Below are 15,775 nucleotides of genomic sequence, written 5' to 3' on the forward strand. Positions count from 1 at the left end.
CTTTGTTGCCACTGTAAGGACGATGCTATGTCAACCCGTTTACTTATTTCTCAAAAAAGTCAGTCATCAAACGGCTGGTTTCTCATCATAACTCTATTGGTATTTCTTGCCGGGTGCGCGGGACGTAAAGATGAATTTATTCCGCCTTCACCAGATGATGCCGATTTTGCTCCTCCGGAACTCAATTACAGAGTTAATCGGGTTAGCAAGGGTAGCCTCTATACCGGTACAACTGCTATGACCCTGTTTCAGGATCGCAGAGCCTACCGTATAGGCGACATCCTTACCGTGGTACTTGATGAGAAAACGGAATCCGATAAAAGCGCCTCGACGCAGTTGGGCAAGGATACAGGGGTGGTGATTTCCGCGCCGACACTGGGCAACAAAACCTACGATGATTTCAGTGCATCATTGGAGGGCAACCGGGACTTCGATGGATCGGCGGCATCTAGTCAGGGAAACAGTTTGTCAGGCTCGATTACCGTTACAGTCTATGACGTTTTACCAAATGGAGTATTGCGGGTCAGGGGGGAGAAATGGCTCAAGCTCAACCAAGGGGATGAATATATCAGGCTGACCGGCAACGTTCGGGTTGATGATATTCAAGCGGACAACACTCTTTCCTCACAGCGTATTGCCGATGCTCGTATTACCTATGCTGGACGGGGGACCTTCGCAGATACCAATACACCGGGTTGGTTGACCCAGTTTTTCAATTCGCCATGGATACCTTTCTAATGCATAACTTCCAGCAACCCTTGCGACGCTTGTCTGAGTCGCTGGTCTATATCATCTTTTTGCTGTTTACGACTGCAAGCATAGCAGCAAGGCCGATTGCAGAAATAGCCGATATCTATGGGGACAGACAGAACCAGCTGATTGGTTATGGACTGGTGGTTGGCCTTGATGGCTCGGGAGACAAGTCACAGGTGAAGTTTACCCAACAATCTGTGGTGAATATGATCAAGCAGTTCGGTGTTCAGTTGGATGATACTACCAACCCGAAATTAAAAAATGTTGCAGCAGTAAGTGTGACGGCAATGGTTGAGCCGCATATGGGCGCGGGGCAGACATTAACCGTTACCGTTTCTTCTATCGGCGATGCAAAAAGCCTGCGAGGCGGAACCTTGCTACTGACACCACTGCGTGGAATTGATGGAGAGGTTTACGCGATAGCCCAAGGCAGTTTAGTCGTTGGAGGATTTAACGCTACCGGTGCAAACGGTACTAGCGTAACAAGAAACACTCCCACGGTCGGACGTATCCCTAATGGGGCTACGTTGGAGCGTAACATCAGTGCCGCGGAGGATATTGACCCCACAATAAAACTTCAGCTCAAACAGCCGAGCTATGAAACGGCATTGAATATCTCCAAGGCGATCAATCAAATGTTCGGCGGGTTGGTAGCGAAAGCGTTGAACAAAGGACAAGTTGAAGTCTCTGCCCCAGAAGATAGCGAAGACCGAGTGATGTTTGTCTCCATGATCCAAAAGCTCGAAGTTGTCGAAGGGCTTAAAATACCCAAAGTGGTGTTTAACTCGCGCACTGGCACTGTGGTGATTAGCCAGAATGTGACCGTATCCCAGGCAGCCGTCAGCCAGGGAGGGATCACTGTCACTATTCTTGAATCAGAGTCAGTCTCGCAACCCGGCGGTGCGTTTAATTCTGTTGGCGAAACGGCCATAGTGCAGAACAGCGAAATCAATATCAGTGAAGTCAATGGAACGACCATGATTTGGCCTCGGGGCACTAATCTGCAAGAAATCGTTGATGCAATCAATAATGTGGGTGCTACACCTGAAGCGCTGATGCAGATTTTACAGGCGTTGGATGAAGTTGGGGCACTCAATGGCGACCTGGTGGTGATCTAATGATGTATGCCGATAGTGTTGGACACTTCGAACAAAAAACATTGATTTCAGGGCCAGACACTAATTTGCCAGCCCGTACAGGATGTCAGTGTCGTCCAATAGCCAATCCAACAGCCAGTGACGTTAAGGTAAAGCGTGATCAACCTATGCTACCTAGCCAACAAGCTGTTGCATTTCAACCAACGATGGACAACACCAGGGTAGGTTTGCACTCCACAGCGCCTGCCCGTTATGCAGAAACGGCTAATCCGGTTGCCAATCCGGCGTTTTATCTTGATAACCACTCACTGGCTCAGCTCAAGCACGACAAATCCTCGTCCGGACTCCGTACCGCCTCACAGCAGATTGAAGCATTGTTCTTGCAGCAGATGCTTGCCCGAATGCGGGTATCCAGCCAGGTATTGAGCGATGAAAACAATCCGCTGTCTATGAAATCGGCGGGGATGTTCCAAGATATGCTTGATGCGCAGCTGGCACAAACTTTAAGTAAGCAGTCTTCTTTTGGGTTAGCAGAAATGATTTTTAAACAGTTGTCATCGCAGTTGCCTAATCGTGCTACCACCACGGAGAATACATAATGGGAATGGTCAATATTGGGTTGAGTGGTGTGCTCGCCAATCGAGTAGCGCTCAACACAACGGCGCAAAATACAGCCAATGTGAATACACCGGGTTATAGCCGACAACTCGTAAACTTTGAAGCGACTTCCTCAGGCAACTATGTCAATGGCGTTAACCTAGGGGCCGGGGTCGATGTTGATAGTGTGTTGCGGGTAGCCGAGCAGTCATCGATTAACCGCTTGAGGCAGGCGATTGAAAAGGCAAACTATGCTCAAAGTTATTTTGATGGCTTGTCTAATATTGAAAACGTGCTTTCAGCGGACGGGTTAAATCTCACAGAAGGGTTTAATCTTTTTTTTGCTGCTATTGATGAAGCGAGTGTTACCCCTGAAGATTCGGCATTTCGCCAACAGGTGCTGACAAATGCTGATGCATTAGCACAACAGTTCAATGCGCTAGCGTCTCAACTCGAACAACAGGAAGCAGCAAATAGTGAACGCTATGAAGCTCTGGTGACGAGCATCAATAGTGATCTGAAAAACATCTCTGATCTTAACCAAAAGCTTAATGAAGAGGCTCTGCTCGGTAATAGTGTGGCCGGCCTTCAGGATACAATGGATAGGTATCTCAATGCCTTGTCAGAATCGATTGATATTAAAATGATCTATACCGATACCGGTACGGTTGAGTTATCCACGCCAAATGGTCAACCTTTGGTGGTAGGGGGCTACACCGCTTCCTTGAGCCGGGATCTATCAAATGGTGATCCAAACAGCACGGAACTCAACATTACATTTCAATCGGTGACTTTGCCTATCGATGCGGAACTCGGTGGGGAAGTTGGGGCAATAGCCGCTTTGAAAAGTGAGCAGTTCGATCCTATCCGAACCAAGTTAAATGATCTGACCAAAGCATTTGCAGATGGAGTGAACGCAGTCTTAATCAGCGGCTTTGATTTGAATGGTAATGTTGGCCGACCTCTGTTTACTTACAACATCGGCAGTGAAGCCTCTTCCATAGCCATTGACCCTAACCTCACTGCTCGAGAGTTAGCTTTTTCATCTGATCCTTTGCTGGCGGGTAATGGCGACAAGTTAAAAGAACTGTCAACCTTGTCCCAAGCTACTTTTGCTGTCGGTACGGTGGCTGGTCAAACGCCCTATAGTGCTTATTCTGGACTGCTGGGGGAAGTGGGTATCTGGACCCGTCAGGCTGAAAACGAAGCCTTGTCTTCCACTATCAGTATGGAGGATGCACAGGTTGCCAGAGACAGTATCAGCGCCGTGAATTCGGATGAAGAAGCGGCCAATATGGTGCTATACCTCAACGCCTATGAGGCTAATATGAAAGTGATCAGTACCGCTAACCAGATGTTCCAGACCTTGCTTCAAGCATTCTAAGGAGAACCTCATGAGAGTGACTGACTCCCAGTTCAATGCAATTATGCATCAGTCTTTAATGGACAATAACATTCGCCTCAATAAAGTGTTCGAGCAAATGTCATCTGGCTTGAAGCTTAACCATCTCTCTGATGATCCTATTGCCGCTGTCAGGCTCGAAGGGTTGAAAAAAAACGTGTCGGATAATCAGCAGTACCAGCGCAATATCGATAATGTTCAGTCTCAACTCGCCCGTTACGAAACTAGCCTGAATACCCTGGAAGAGTTGTCCCAGCAGGTTAACGAACTGCTACTGCAAGGTAAGAATGGTACGCTTGATGAGGCAAGCCGTGTGGGGATTGTGCTGGAATTGAAATCGTTAAAACAAGAGATGCTGGTTACCCTAAATCAAAAGCACGAAGGAAGTTACCTTTTTTCTGGCACCGACATTACCAATCGGGCTATCGACATTGCACCGCCATACATGATGAATACCAATACAGGTTACCGTGAAACCAAAGTTGGGGTTGATCAGTATGTACCTAATAATTTCACAATTACTGATGTTATTGGTAGCAATGTCATCTTTACCGACCTCGATAATGCGATAGCTGAGCTTGAATTGGCGACCCCCGGTTTTGTAACGACCTTAGATACTGCGCTCATAACAAACCAGACGCACCATCAGAACCTGTTGGAAACGTTGACTGAAATAGGAAGTCGCTACAACGCCATGGATAGGCTCAAGGAAACCAGTATTGATATGGTTTTCTTTGCTGAAACCGTAAAAACAGAGCTGGTTGAGCTTGATTACGCCGAGGCATCGGTAGAGCTCAATCAGGGCATGATTGCGCTTGAGGCGACCCAAAAAACCTTTGCGCGAGTTGCTGGTATCTCTTTGTTTGACTTGGTGTGAGGTTGGCCATGAACGTTAATCCCACAGGCTGCTATTTTCCGGGGCAGAAAAGGATTGCCCTCAAGTGGATGGTTGCAGCTATTGGAATGTCGTTGCCTGCGGCTGCTATGGCAAGCAAGTATATTGTGCCTTTCGATAGTGTGGAGTGGCAGTATCACCAGCAGGCTGACCAGTGTATTTTACAATCGGCTGATCCCCGTACTGGTTTTATCGTCAAGTTTATTCTCGTCGCAGCCCAACCGTTGTCGATCAAGGTTGAAAAAAAGGGTTTCCGTGATTTACCTGCATCAGTTTTAGTCGAAACGACGGAACCGGTTTGGGGGGGCGTTAATCATTATTCAACCACCACGATCAGTAATCTGCGCCAGCAAGGATCGGCGTTAATAGGCAATAAGGGGGTGTCATCCATGCTTGATGATATGGCTCATGGGGCGTGGTTTGGGATCAATATGATCGATTCTGGTGTCTATTTTCCAACCACAAACTTTATTCATGCTTATGAACAGTTCACTCAGTGCCGGTTTGATTTACCGCCAGTGAATTTCCAGCATGCACGCCAAGTAGAGCTACTGTTTCAACAAGGTGTCGTGGGGGTGAATGATAACCAAAAACAAACGATTAAAGATATTAGCTCTCTAGTCAAAAAAGATCCTGAGATCATTAAAATTCTGATTGATGGTTACACCGATAACCTTGGCGATCCTGTATCCAATCTTCAGCTTTCCAAGCAACGTGGCTCAGATGTTGCCCAATGGTTTATTGCCAATGGTGTGTCAAAGAAAATGATCGAGATAAGAGGGCATGGGGATAGGTATCCCAAGTATGACAATAAAACGGTCGAAGGCCGCGACAAAAACCGGCGGGTAGAGATCCGTCTTGTACGCCAATAAGCGCTGGGGGTTGTAAAGCAATGGAAGAGTTGAGCCTGGTTCAATTACAACAGGATATGTCGGATAAAATGGCATTTCACCGGCAGATCGCGACGAACCCCTTATCTGATTCATTTATGCTGCCGCCTACCCGACAGGTGGTAGCCACTGAGTCAGTTTCGGGACAGTCATTAGCTTTCGGTGAGATGTTGAGGGGAGTGTTAGATACCGTCGATCTTTACCAATCCCATGCGTCGGAGAAAGTAACGGCAGTGGAACTGGGAAAGAGTGATGATTTGATTGGCGCGACTATTGCCGCGCAGAAGGCGCAGCTTTCGTTTAGTGCGCTTATGCAAGTAAGAAACAAGATGGTGTCTAATTTTGAAGACATCATCAAAATGCCGATTTAACTAGGGGTAGGATGCTATGGCAGCAGAATTGGAAGCCAAGCCTGCATTAACCAATAATCTGGATGCGGCAAAAGAGAAATTGAATGAAGCGTCGGGATGGCTCGGCCAGTTTTGGCAAAGTTCTCAGCGCAATGTGGTTATCATTACGATTTTCGCTACCATCACGGCTGCGATCATCGTCATTATGCTGTGGACGTCAACTGAGAGGTTTAGGCCGTTATACAGTAAATCGGCCAACTATGATTCAAGTCAGGTCTTGCAACTACTCGATGAAGAGTCAATCCGATATAAATTGAGCCAGGATGATGGCCAAATTCTAGTGCCGGAAGCAGAGGTTGCCAAAATCAGAATGGTCTTAGCCTCTAAAGGTTTGAAGGAACAACTTCCCAATGGCTTTGACTCTCTTGATAACTCGAACAGCATGGGCGAGAGCCAGTTTATGGAAAGCGCCCGTTATCGGCATGCCCTTGAAGGTGAGTTGGCCCGTAGTATTACTACCATGAGTGCGGTGAGTTTGGCCCGGGTTCATTTGGCTATTCCCAAAGAAAGCTTGTTTATGCGAGATGATGACGAGCAAGCCAGAGCGTCGGTGATTGTTCATATTATCAATGGGATGGATCTTAAACCAACCCAGGTCGAATCGATCATCAACCTGGTCTCCGGGGCCGTTATTGGTATGAAAACCGAACATATTCGGGTCGTTGACCAGCATGGCCGCTTACTATCAGACGATGCGACTTTAGGTGATATTACAATCACGACGGGTAAACAAGCTGATTATAAGCGTAGGCTGGAACAAACGCTGGTGGCGCAGGCTAAAGACATGTTGACCCCTATTCTTGGTGCCAGCAACTTCCGGGTACAAATAGCCTCTGATATTGACTTTTCCCGGGTAGAAGAGACCGAAGAGCTGTATTCCGATCCTGTTATTCGGAAAGAAAAAGTGTTCAATGACACAAATGAGTCCACCATGGCACTAGGGATCCCCGGAGCCTTGAGTAATACGCCGCCAGTGACCGATGGCGAACCTCAGCCCGAGCCGAATTCTACGGTCAATCGCAGCGAGACCTCGCGGGATTATGCCGTAAGCGGTAAGGTGAGGCACATCCAACATCAACAAGGTGTATTGCAAAGCCTATCGGTGTCGGTTGTGGTTAATGATCTTGCCAACCCCAATAGTACGTGGACTGCTGATGAGTTGGCTAATGTGGAAAATGTAGTGCGCTCAGCGATTGGCTTCAAGCTCGAGCGCGGCGATACCATTAATATTACCCATTTTCCTTTTGTGGTCGCAGAAATACCGGCACAGGCACCTGTCCCTTGGTTTGAAAATACAAAAGTTATGCAGCCGCTCAAATATTTGCTTGGTGTAATGTTGAGTGTGTTAATGATCATGGTGGTGCTCAAACCCCTGGCTCAGTACCTGACTCAATCGGCTGAGCGGGAAGAAAGCGAGGCTGAGGGAATGGAGTATGACGAAGTGATCACCAAAGAAGATATGCAAAACAGCGCAGCGCTTCAGTCCAAGCTCGATGCGTTGGGGATAGATGCAAGTGGGATCAAGGCGTTAGATGATAACTTACCGCCACCGGACAGCCCATTGGAAGTACAGATTAAGCACCTCAAACTGATTGCGAAAGAAGATCCTAACCGGGTAGCGGAGATCCTGCGGACTTGGCTGCATGCCTGAAATCATTGTCAGACGAATTGAGTGGCAGAGAAGATGGATAATCAACCGAAATATCAAACCGTAGACGGTGTCGCTATGTTACTGCTTAGCATGGGTGAAGATATCGGCTCTGAGGTTTTGAAAAGCTTTACCCATGAAGAAATAAAGCAAATCACCCACGCCATGAGTAAGACCACCGATATTAAAGCTAAAGATGCGCTGGTGTCGCTGACCGGCTTTTTTGATGACTTTCGAAAACACTCTGGAATTTTGGGAGGAACAAGAAACTATATTACCAATGTACTGGAGAAAACCTTGAACGGTAATCTGGCAAGGGATTTGGTGTCAGAAATATATGGGGATGAAATACGCTCCCATGCTGAAAAACTGGCATGGATCCCACCCGATTTGTTGGTCAATGATCTCAAAAAAGAACATATCAACATTCAGGCGCTGCTGATCGCCCATTTGCCGCTTGATTACAGTAGTCGGGTATTAGAGCAATACGATGAGCAGGATTGTCATGAGCTAATTTTACAAATATCGAAAACCCAAGTGCTGACTTCTGGTTTGATGGAAACGCTTAAGGATCTTATCGATCGTTGTAAAATTAATTACCACAGCGGGGGCTCAGCCAGTTTACAGGGGTCAAAAGTGGTAGCTGATCTGATCAACCGTTATTCAGGTGATAAGAGTCACTTGTTTGAATTTCTCCATGATCAAGATAAAGAGGTTGCGAATTTGGTTGAAGAAGCCATGTTTGACTTCTTTACCTTGTTTAATCAAGACCTTGAAACCATTAATTTGATTAATGACCGAGTCAGTTTGGAGCAGTGGGCATACGCTTTAAAGGGAACAGGTAAAGATCACCGTTTATATATTATTAATTCGATGCCTCAGCGGGTGTCGATGGAATTAAAAGAGAACTTGGTACGCATTGGTGCCGTTCCGGTGAGTCAGGTTGATAAAGCGCGCAAAGAAATTATTGATATTGTCAAGGAATTACAAACGGAAGGGGTGATTACCCTTAACTTTGCCAACGAACCAAGGTTAACCTGATCAAGAAGGTCAATGGAATGAAATTAGCAGGTATTAGCAAGCGAAAGAATCAGGTCAACCCCACTGCTCCGAATAAAATAAAGCAACCCGGTAAGGTTGAGCCGATTCAACCCCAAACCGCTGTGATGCGACAGCAGATTATCAGGATGAACTTGCAAGAACGTCCCAATTTAATTGCTGAAGTATCAGATTCCCACCGTATGTATAGCCGGTTGTCGTTGGCAGGTGAAGTATTGCGAAAATTAGCCAGTGAGCTTATTAACCTGCGTACTATTGCCGGGTTGTCGCAATATAGTCCGGAACAGGCAAACCGTATTGATCAGATAAAAAAGAATTTGGCGGTGTGGGGAAATAAGCAGCTTTTTGGCAATTATGTTGTCGATTCGAGTTTTGCCCCGGTTCAATCTGATGATCCTATTATTGAGTTCACTGTCCCCGGTCTAGATTTCAGCCGAGAGCAATACCGTGACGAAGTTGTCTCTTTGTATATCAACAACCGGTTGGTGGCATTGGCTTTTGACCGTACTGTCGAAAAGGATATATTGCTGGAGCAATTTAAGATGATGTTTGCCTATGCCCATTTGCGTTTGCGGGTGAATTCTCGCCAGGAGTTTGTTATCGGCATCAAGGACAGCCAATGGCGTAACTGGGACGGGCAGGTGTATGTTTCTGGTCAGGGGGGAAGGTATGCCGAAGGCACACCTATTGCCGTTAATGTCACCCCGTTGCACCCAGTATTTGAGCATATTACCCGACTGGCAGTGAATGAGGCTGGGGCGTCAGATCAAATTGATCAAGCATTGGAACGCGTCAATAAAATGTTCGTGGCTTTATCGAGGGTACTGAAAAGTAAAAAAGTCCACGCGGGCCAACTTATCGCCTTTTGTCATCACCCTGAACTCGAACAGTTTGGTAGCTTTAAACGGCACCTGATAGAAAGCCCGGAAGTCTCCCTGAAATCGATACAGCGCGGGTTTCAGGGGCCCACTCGGGATAATGTGATTAATTTGCTGGCAAAAAGATGAAATAGCCTCTGGCAATTGCCGTTATAGTTTAATAGTTAGGGGCGGGTGAGCATAATATTATGAGCCAGTTTAAAGTCGATAACATAAAACCTATTTTGCCGCAGGGCCAGGTTGATGTAGTGCAAAGCCAGCAGGTGAAGCCTGAGCCAAAGCAGGGTATTAACTCAGTATCCTTATCTCAGCATGAACTTGAGTTGATCGAAAGCACCGACAACTTGTTTGCTGAGTTGGATGATATAGACCTTGATAAGGTAGCGCAGCTTAAAGCGCAGCTTGCATCGGGAGAGTTAGAGTTTGATATGGATGAACTAGCTAAAGCGCTGGTAAGGCTAGATCATGACAGCTAAGGAAGTGTTAGTGGGATATATGACCTACGGTAAACATATGCTTGCCCTCTGCCGTCAGTTAGAAGGGGAGGTTGAGCAAATTCGCATAGCTGCCCGTGCCCAGAAGTATGAACAGTTGGCATTACTGAATAACAAGGTCATGGCTTTGTCTGATCAACTAGTTGAAGCAGAAAAGAGACGCTGCGAGATGGCAAGGCGATTGGGGTGTCGTGGGCGAAAATATGTGCCTCAGGTACAAGCAAAATTAAAAGGCGGCATCCAACGGAGTCTTATTCAGTTGGACAAGCAAATTGAGCAGGCCATGTGGGGATGTAAAGCCGAAATCGAACGTCAGGGCAATGTGATCACCTTGCAGCATACTGCAATCAAAGAAGCGCTAGGTAAATATGAGTTGAGGGTGAATGTGTAGGGCGATAGCTCTTCGGGTTTTCTTCGTTACTTTAGGGTACACCCTCTGCTCAACCCCTGTTCATGCCAACGAACAAGGGCAACAACAGCTTTTTGCTCAACTGATCCGTACCCGTATTGAAACCTCATTGCAATATCATTATCCAACCAGTGCAATCCTCGATATTAAGTTGCGCATTTCACGAGCCGTATCCAATTTACCGTCCTGTACCGATGAGCTTTTGCTGAGCTCAAACTCCGCCGTTAAATTGGGTAATCAAAAGTGGAAAATCACTTGCGGTTCAGCGGGGTGGGTGATATCAGCAACGTCAACGACCTTGGTCACAGTTACTGCGATCACGGCCGCTAAATCGATGAAGAAAGGGCATCGGTTGACATTGGCAGATATCGAATTGAAACCAACAACACTTTATAAGGCGCAACCGCTATTCTTTTCCTATGAAGCAGTCCTTGGTAGTAAGTTAAAGCGCCGGGTGAACAAGGGAGACGTGCTAACCAGCGCAAGGTTATATATCAATTATGCCGTTGAAAAAGGGCATCCAGTTAAAGTTCTATATCAGTCGAAAACCTTTCAATTGGAAACTAAAGGGCTGGCTCTCGAAAACGGTGTCGTGGGCGATACAATAGCAATCGAAAACCTGCAGTCAGGGAAACGACTGCAGGGTGTGGTGATGGGTAAGGGGTCAGTCAAGGTGTTATAGCGCCTTACTCCACCTCACCGAGTACATTAAGACCATATTCATTGGGGATCTCGTTATAGCTCAAGATAATGAGTTCTTTGGCAAAGGCTTTTGCCAGTTTAGAAATGATAGGACGGGAGGTTGGGGGAACCACCATTACCGGAGGTAGGTTCTGGCTTTGCATAGTTTGCACGATAGTCGGCATCCGGTTTTGAAATTTCTGCAGAACCGATGGCTCAAATGGGATCGCATCGAGTGGCACTGCTGGGTCGTTTTGTTGGCAAACTGAAATCGCCCCTTTCATTTCGCTTTCTAAGCTCGGTCCGATAATAAACGCGTTAATGGTCTTATTGTTGGGTGAGATTAAATTCATGATGGAGCGTTTGAGCGCGACCCGGATATTGGATGACAACAAAATAGGGTCTTTGACGGTTTCTATACTCTCGATGATGGTATTGGCGATGGTGCGAACATTAATGATGGGGACTTGTTGTGCGAGTAACTGACGGATCACCTGCATTTGTAGGTTAGGGGAAATGACAGTGGTGAGGTTATCAGCCAATTCTGGGTGCTGGAGTGCCAGTCTATGGTTGAGTGCTTTGACATCGTCATAGTTGAAAATGTTGTCGAGGTGTTCACTACACACCTTACTGACATGGGTCGCGATAACATCGTGCACGTCAATGACCTGAAAACCCAGATTAATTGCTTTGGTTTTATCCTCTTTGCTAATCCATAACGCAGGTAACTGATAGGCGGGATCAATGCCGACAATCCCGTCGAGTTCCGGGTGATCAATACGGTTGCCAACCGCCATGATTTTATCGGCAAACACCTCACCACGCTCTATTTCATCGCCATCAATGCTGATGGTGTATTCTGAAGGTTTGAGAGAGAGGTTATCGGTGATCACGACCTCGGGGATCACAAAGCCAATTTGTTCACTGAGTGTCTTACGACTGCCCCGGATACTTTTGAGCAGGTTTGCGCCTTTTTTGGTTGAGGCTAAAGGCACCAGTTTGAACCCGAGGGCAAGGCCGATCACATCAACGGTGGGGATAATGGTCCAGTCAATGTTGGACTCAAGTCCAGGCTTGGTGAGTTGTTCATCAACCGGTTTGACCTCGGCAACATCGGGTTGGTAGGTAGATTGACGCCATCCGACAAAAGCCAACAGGACGGTGAAAGTGTAAAAAGCCAAATGAGGCATGTTGGGAACACTACCGATCACAAACATCACGCCAGCGGCCATATAGAGGTTGTGAGGGGTAGCCAATAGTTGTTTTTTGACGGTTTGGGCAAGGTCATTATCATTGTCGCTGATTCTGGTGACGATAATGGCTGCAGAGGTTGCGAGTAGCAGTGACGGAATTTGGGCAACTAATCCATCCCCTATGGTCAACAAAGCATAAGTTTGAAATGCCGCTTCTGCAGTGAGCCCATGTTCAAAGATGCCGATCAGTACGCCACCACCTAAGTTAATGAATAGTATTAATAACCCGGCTATTGCATCGCCACGGACGAATTTACTGGCCCCATCCATCGCACCATAGAACTCAGCCTCTTCCCCGACATCTTTGCGTCTCGCTTTCGCTTCGTTCTGGTTAATTGCCCCTGCATTGAGGTCGGCATCAATCGCCATTTGTTTACCGGGAAGAGCATCAAGGGTAAACCTGGCCGAGACCTCAGAGATACGTTCTCCCCCTTTGGTTATCACCACAAAGTTAATGATCATCAGGATCGCAAACACCACAATACCAACCACATAGCTGCCGCCAATCACCACCTCGCCGAAAGATTGGATCACCTTACCGGCGGCATCGCCACCATTGTGGCCTTCTAATAACACGATGCGGGTGGAAGCCACATTGAGTGTCAGCCTCAGTAGGGTCGCCACCAGCAATAATGACGGGAATATCGAGAAATCCAATACTCTTGTGACAGTACTGCTGACCAGCAGTACCACGATAGCCAGCATGATATTAAAGGTAAAAAACGAATCGAGCAGGATCGGTGGCAACGGGAGGATCACCATTGCCAGAATCATCAACAGGACAACTGGGATGGTCAATCGTGAAGATACCGCTTTAATTACATTTCTCATATTCAGCCATTTGGGTGGTGATTGTTGAATAATCGACTAGGATTTTTTTGCAGGACTTCTTAAATTTGTTACTTGTAATTTTGGGATTGAAGTGAAAATTCTTCAAATAAAAATGAAATGGATTTTTTTCTCCGCCGTTAGCAGTTATTGAACAGCAACCAATGATGGGGAACATCAAATGGCTATTTCAGTACACACGAACTACGCAAGCTTGGTAACGCAAAATACACTTCAGTCAACCAATAATGCGCTAACGAAGTCTTTAGAGCGCCTATCAACAGGGTTTCGTATAAATTCGGCAGCGGATGATGCCGCAGGCCTACAAATTGCCAACCGTCTGGAAGCACAGAGCCGAGGAATGACAGTGGCAATGCGTAATTCCCAAGATGCCATCTCTATGCTTCAAACAGGGGAAGGTGCTTTTGATGAAATGACCAATATTGCATACCGTATGAATGACTTGGCCACGCAGGCAGCAAACGGTACCAATACTGCTGCTGACCGAGCTGCGCTTGATGCAGAGTATCAGCAGTTGGGCGAGGAGTTGGCAAATGTAATTGCCAATACAAATTTTGGTGGTAACAACCTTATTGGAGCTGCTGGGGTGTTCAATGCTACTGTGGATTTTCAAATCGGCAGCACTTCCGCTGAAACATTGACATTTGATGCAACCCTCGGAGCGACTTCAACTGCTCTTGCGGATCTAAAAACATTTGTAGGTACGTCAGGGGCCCTAGGGATTGGTGATTTAACGTCACAGGCTAATGCAACGACAGCTATGGATGCTTTAACTGGTGATCCAGCCACTGCTACAGATAATGGTATTATTGGCGACCTTGGTGAAATTCGTTCTACTTTCGGGGCCACAATCAATCGACTCGAGCATACTATTACTAATTTGGGCAACATGACAGAAAATGTTGAAGCTTCCAAAGGCCGTATCATGGATACCGATTTCGCTTCCGAGTCCGGGATGATGAGCAAATCGCAAATGCTAATGCAGTCGGGTGCTTCAATGCTGAGCGCATCAAAAATGGTGCCACAGCTTGCAATGAGCCTACTAGGCTAACCGAACCAACAGGGAAGGGGGGTGAAAGCTGTACCTCCTAATTTGAAGGCGGGGAACAAATTATGAACGTCGACGCCGTACAGCTTGCCAGCAATTTTGCCAGCTTGGATGTGCAACCCTTTGAGTTGCGCTACAACCAAAAGTTATCGACCATAACCAACCAAACATCAGCGATTAATCGGGTGAAATCCTCTCTCCAGGCATTGGAGGATAAGCTCTATGAGTTTACTAAAACGGGCTCACAGCTGACCCAAACGGCGACCACATCCAGCAACGAGGACTATTTTTCTCTGTCTGTTGCCTCTGGTGTCGATGATATCCAGCTTGATGTTTTTGTTAAGCAAACAGCGAGTAATCACCAATTGGTTATTGATGCGAACTCTTCCGATCCCAATGATGTGATGGCAACGGCTGGCACGTTCAGCGTCACTCAGGATGGCATTGTGACTGATATCAATATCATGGATGCCGATACCGATAGCAGTGGCGATGTGACCTATAGCGAATTTGTGACCCATTTCAATGACAAACTTGACGGTTCTATTCAGGCAACCTTAGTGAAATCTCAAGGAGTAATGAAGGTACTGTTTGGCTCGGACAGCCAAGGCGCTGATGCTGCCTTTACCATGACCGCCGATGCCGCCAGCGGATGGGATAGCGCGGTATCTGCCGCCAGTGGGGCACCTTTACAAGTTGCACAAGATGCAATCATTGCCCTTGGTGGTGAGTTCGGCGCTGAACTAAGCAACTCAAGCAATACCTTTGAATCGCTTATTGAGGGTGTGGATTTAACGGTGAAGGCGGCAAATAGCAGCGGGGATACGGCAACCAAAATTTCGATTGGTGATGATCAGTCGGCAACAATGGATGCATTGCAAGAGTTTGTTGATGCGTATAACGATGCTGTAACAGAGATCTCTAACTTAACCTCATCCGGCAATGAAGAAGAAGCACGAGGGATACTGGCTTCAGACAGCATAGTTCGTAATATCAAAAACCAGCTATCGGCCATTGTTCGCGATGATTATGACGGTAACCGTTTATTTAGTCTTGGTCTAGAAATTGGTCGTGACGGCAAACTCAGTCTAGATCGCTCAGCCTTTGAAGATGCTGCCACCACCATTGATGTTGAGACGATATTTACAGGGGCAGGCGGCGTGTTCGAAGCTTTTGAGGGGGCACTGGAAAGTTATATTGGCTTTACCGATGGGTCACTGAATCGGCGAATTGATATCCTCAACGACGAAAAAGGCCGGATTAATGATGCACTGGCGCAACTAGATACCCGTTATGAAACCTACTACAACCGCTACCTTGCCCAGTTCACTCAGCTTAATTCGTTAAGTAGTGATTTGGATTCCGTGTCTGGCCTATTTACGGTCTAGACCAATTAAGATGAAAGGAATAGG

The 15,775-nt window shown here is 46.8% G+C and carries 16 protein-coding genes; 15 read left to right on the top strand and 1 reads right to left on the bottom strand.

Annotated features, from left to right (window positions below; translation table 11 throughout):
- Positions 1-27: 27 nt before the first annotated feature.
- The 13 genes from flgH to flgA are packed head-to-tail and all read left to right on the top strand — an operon-like array spanning position 28 to position 11,214.
- Positions 28-738 (top strand): flagellar basal body L-ring protein FlgH, encoded by a 711-nt coding sequence (flgH, locus tag BIZ37_RS03440; protein ID WP_187460319.1) that lies wholly within the window; start codon positions 28-30, stop codon positions 736-738.
- Positions 738-1,871: a flagellar basal body P-ring protein FlgI gene (locus BIZ37_RS03445; RefSeq protein WP_187460320.1), complete on the top strand. Its 1,134-nt coding sequence runs from the start codon at positions 738-740 to the stop codon at positions 1,869-1,871. The genes flgH and BIZ37_RS03445 overlap by 1 nt, the downstream gene beginning before the upstream one ends.
- A complete protein-coding gene (locus BIZ37_RS03450) occupies positions 1,871-2,449 on the top strand; it encodes a rod-binding protein (protein WP_187460321.1) in 579 nt (192 codons plus the stop codon). The genes BIZ37_RS03445 and BIZ37_RS03450 overlap by 1 nt, the downstream gene beginning before the upstream one ends.
- Positions 2,449-3,831, top strand: a complete 1,383-nt coding sequence (flgK, locus tag BIZ37_RS03455; RefSeq protein ID WP_187460322.1) for a flagellar hook-associated protein FlgK — start codon at positions 2,449-2,451, stop codon at positions 3,829-3,831. Before BIZ37_RS03450 ends, flgK begins: the two co-directional genes overlap by 1 nt.
- Before the next feature lie 10 nt (positions 3,832-3,841).
- Entirely contained in the window at positions 3,842-4,726 is an 885-nt protein-coding gene (flgL, locus tag BIZ37_RS03460; protein ID WP_187460323.1) for a flagellar hook-associated protein FlgL, read from the top strand.
- An 8-nt stretch (positions 4,727-4,734) separates the two neighbouring features.
- Entirely contained in the window at positions 4,735-5,616 is an 882-nt protein-coding gene (locus BIZ37_RS03465) for an OmpA family protein (RefSeq protein ID WP_187460324.1), read from the top strand.
- 20 nt (positions 5,617-5,636) lie between these two features.
- Positions 5,637-6,005: a flagellar hook-basal body complex protein FliE gene (locus BIZ37_RS03470; RefSeq protein ID WP_370577297.1), complete on the top strand. Its 369-nt coding sequence runs from the start codon at positions 5,637-5,639 to the stop codon at positions 6,003-6,005.
- Positions 6,006-6,021: 16 nt separating this feature from the next.
- Positions 6,022-7,695, top strand: coding sequence for a flagellar basal-body MS-ring/collar protein FliF (gene fliF / locus BIZ37_RS03475; protein WP_187460325.1), 1,674 nt, complete (start codon positions 6,022-6,024; stop codon positions 7,693-7,695).
- A 21-nt stretch (positions 7,696-7,716) separates the two neighbouring features.
- Entirely contained in the window at positions 7,717-8,733 is a 1,017-nt protein-coding gene (locus BIZ37_RS03480; RefSeq protein ID WP_370577298.1) for a FliG C-terminal domain-containing protein, read from the top strand.
- Positions 8,734-8,750: 17 nt separating this feature from the next.
- Positions 8,751-9,758 (top strand): hypothetical protein, encoded by a 1,008-nt coding sequence (locus tag BIZ37_RS03485; protein WP_187460326.1) that lies wholly within the window; start codon positions 8,751-8,753, stop codon positions 9,756-9,758.
- Between the two features lie 59 nt (positions 9,759-9,817).
- Positions 9,818-10,105 carry a flagellar biosynthesis anti-sigma factor FlgM gene (flgM, locus tag BIZ37_RS03490; RefSeq protein WP_187460327.1) on the top strand — a complete coding sequence of 96 codons (288 nt, stop codon included), beginning with the start codon at positions 9,818-9,820 and terminating at the stop codon, positions 10,103-10,105.
- Positions 10,095-10,514: a hypothetical protein gene (locus BIZ37_RS03495; protein ID WP_187460328.1), complete on the top strand. Its 420-nt coding sequence runs from the start codon at positions 10,095-10,097 to the stop codon at positions 10,512-10,514. The genes flgM and BIZ37_RS03495 overlap by 11 nt, the downstream gene beginning before the upstream one ends.
- A complete protein-coding gene (gene flgA / locus BIZ37_RS03500; RefSeq protein WP_187460329.1) occupies positions 10,507-11,214 on the top strand; it encodes a flagellar basal body P-ring formation chaperone FlgA in 708 nt (235 codons plus the stop codon). Before BIZ37_RS03495 ends, flgA begins: the two co-directional genes overlap by 8 nt.
- 4 nt (positions 11,215-11,218) lie before the next feature.
- Here the strand turns inward: flgA and BIZ37_RS03505 are convergent, their stop codons facing one another.
- The gene (locus BIZ37_RS03505) at positions 11,219-13,297 is read right to left on the bottom strand and encodes a flagellar biosynthesis protein FlhA (protein WP_187460330.1); all 2,079 of its coding nucleotides are present in this window, start codon (positions 13,295-13,297) and stop codon (positions 11,219-11,221) included.
- Positions 13,298-13,475: 178 nt separating this feature from the next.
- Here BIZ37_RS03505 and lafA point away from each other — a divergent pair, with 178 nt between their 5' ends.
- Entirely contained in the window at positions 13,476-14,366 is an 891-nt protein-coding gene (lafA, locus tag BIZ37_RS03510) for a lateral flagellin LafA (RefSeq protein WP_187460331.1), read from the top strand.
- Positions 14,367-14,428: 62 nt separating this feature from the next.
- Positions 14,429-15,751 (top strand): flagellar filament capping protein FliD, encoded by a 1,323-nt coding sequence (fliD, locus tag BIZ37_RS03515; protein ID WP_187460332.1) that lies wholly within the window; start codon positions 14,429-14,431, stop codon positions 15,749-15,751.
- The last annotated feature ends 24 nt before the right edge of the window (positions 15,752-15,775 follow it).

This window comes from Photobacterium sp. BZF1, from assembly GCF_014349205.1.
Classification (GTDB): domain Bacteria; phylum Pseudomonadota; class Gammaproteobacteria; order Enterobacterales; family Vibrionaceae; genus Photobacterium.

Excerpts from the sequence above, each read along its gene's own strand:
- flgA (WP_187460329.1), top strand. The coding sequence starts at position 10,507 with ATGTGTAGGGCGATAGCTCTTCGGGTTTTCTTCGTTACTTTAGGGTAC.
- fliD (WP_187460332.1), top strand. The coding sequence starts at position 14,429 with ATGAACGTCGACGCCGTACAGCTTGCCAGCAATTTTGCCAGCTTGGAT.
- flgL (WP_187460323.1), top strand. The coding sequence starts at position 3,842 with ATGAGAGTGACTGACTCCCAGTTCAATGCAATTATGCATCAGTCTTTA.
- BIZ37_RS03505 (WP_187460330.1), bottom strand. The coding sequence starts at position 13,297 with ATGAGAAATGTAATTAAAGCGGTATCTTCACGATTGACCATCCCAGTT.
- BIZ37_RS03485 (WP_187460326.1), top strand. The coding sequence starts at position 8,751 with ATGAAATTAGCAGGTATTAGCAAGCGAAAGAATCAGGTCAACCCCACT.
- BIZ37_RS03470 (WP_370577297.1), top strand. The coding sequence starts at position 5,637 with ATGGAAGAGTTGAGCCTGGTTCAATTACAACAGGATATGTCGGATAAA.
- BIZ37_RS03495 (WP_187460328.1), top strand. The coding sequence starts at position 10,095 with ATGACAGCTAAGGAAGTGTTAGTGGGATATATGACCTACGGTAAACAT.
- BIZ37_RS03450 (WP_187460321.1), top strand. The coding sequence starts at position 1,871 with ATGATGTATGCCGATAGTGTTGGACACTTCGAACAAAAAACATTGATT.
- flgH (WP_187460319.1), top strand. The coding sequence starts at position 28 with ATGTCAACCCGTTTACTTATTTCTCAAAAAAGTCAGTCATCAAACGGC.
- BIZ37_RS03445 (WP_187460320.1), top strand. The coding sequence starts at position 738 with ATGCATAACTTCCAGCAACCCTTGCGACGCTTGTCTGAGTCGCTGGTC.
- flgK (WP_187460322.1), top strand. The coding sequence starts at position 2,449 with ATGGGAATGGTCAATATTGGGTTGAGTGGTGTGCTCGCCAATCGAGTA.
- fliF (WP_187460325.1), top strand. The coding sequence starts at position 6,022 with ATGGCAGCAGAATTGGAAGCCAAGCCTGCATTAACCAATAATCTGGAT.
- flgM (WP_187460327.1), top strand. The coding sequence starts at position 9,818 with ATGAGCCAGTTTAAAGTCGATAACATAAAACCTATTTTGCCGCAGGGC.
- lafA (WP_187460331.1), top strand. The coding sequence starts at position 13,476 with ATGGCTATTTCAGTACACACGAACTACGCAAGCTTGGTAACGCAAAAT.
- BIZ37_RS03465 (WP_187460324.1), top strand. The coding sequence starts at position 4,735 with ATGAACGTTAATCCCACAGGCTGCTATTTTCCGGGGCAGAAAAGGATT.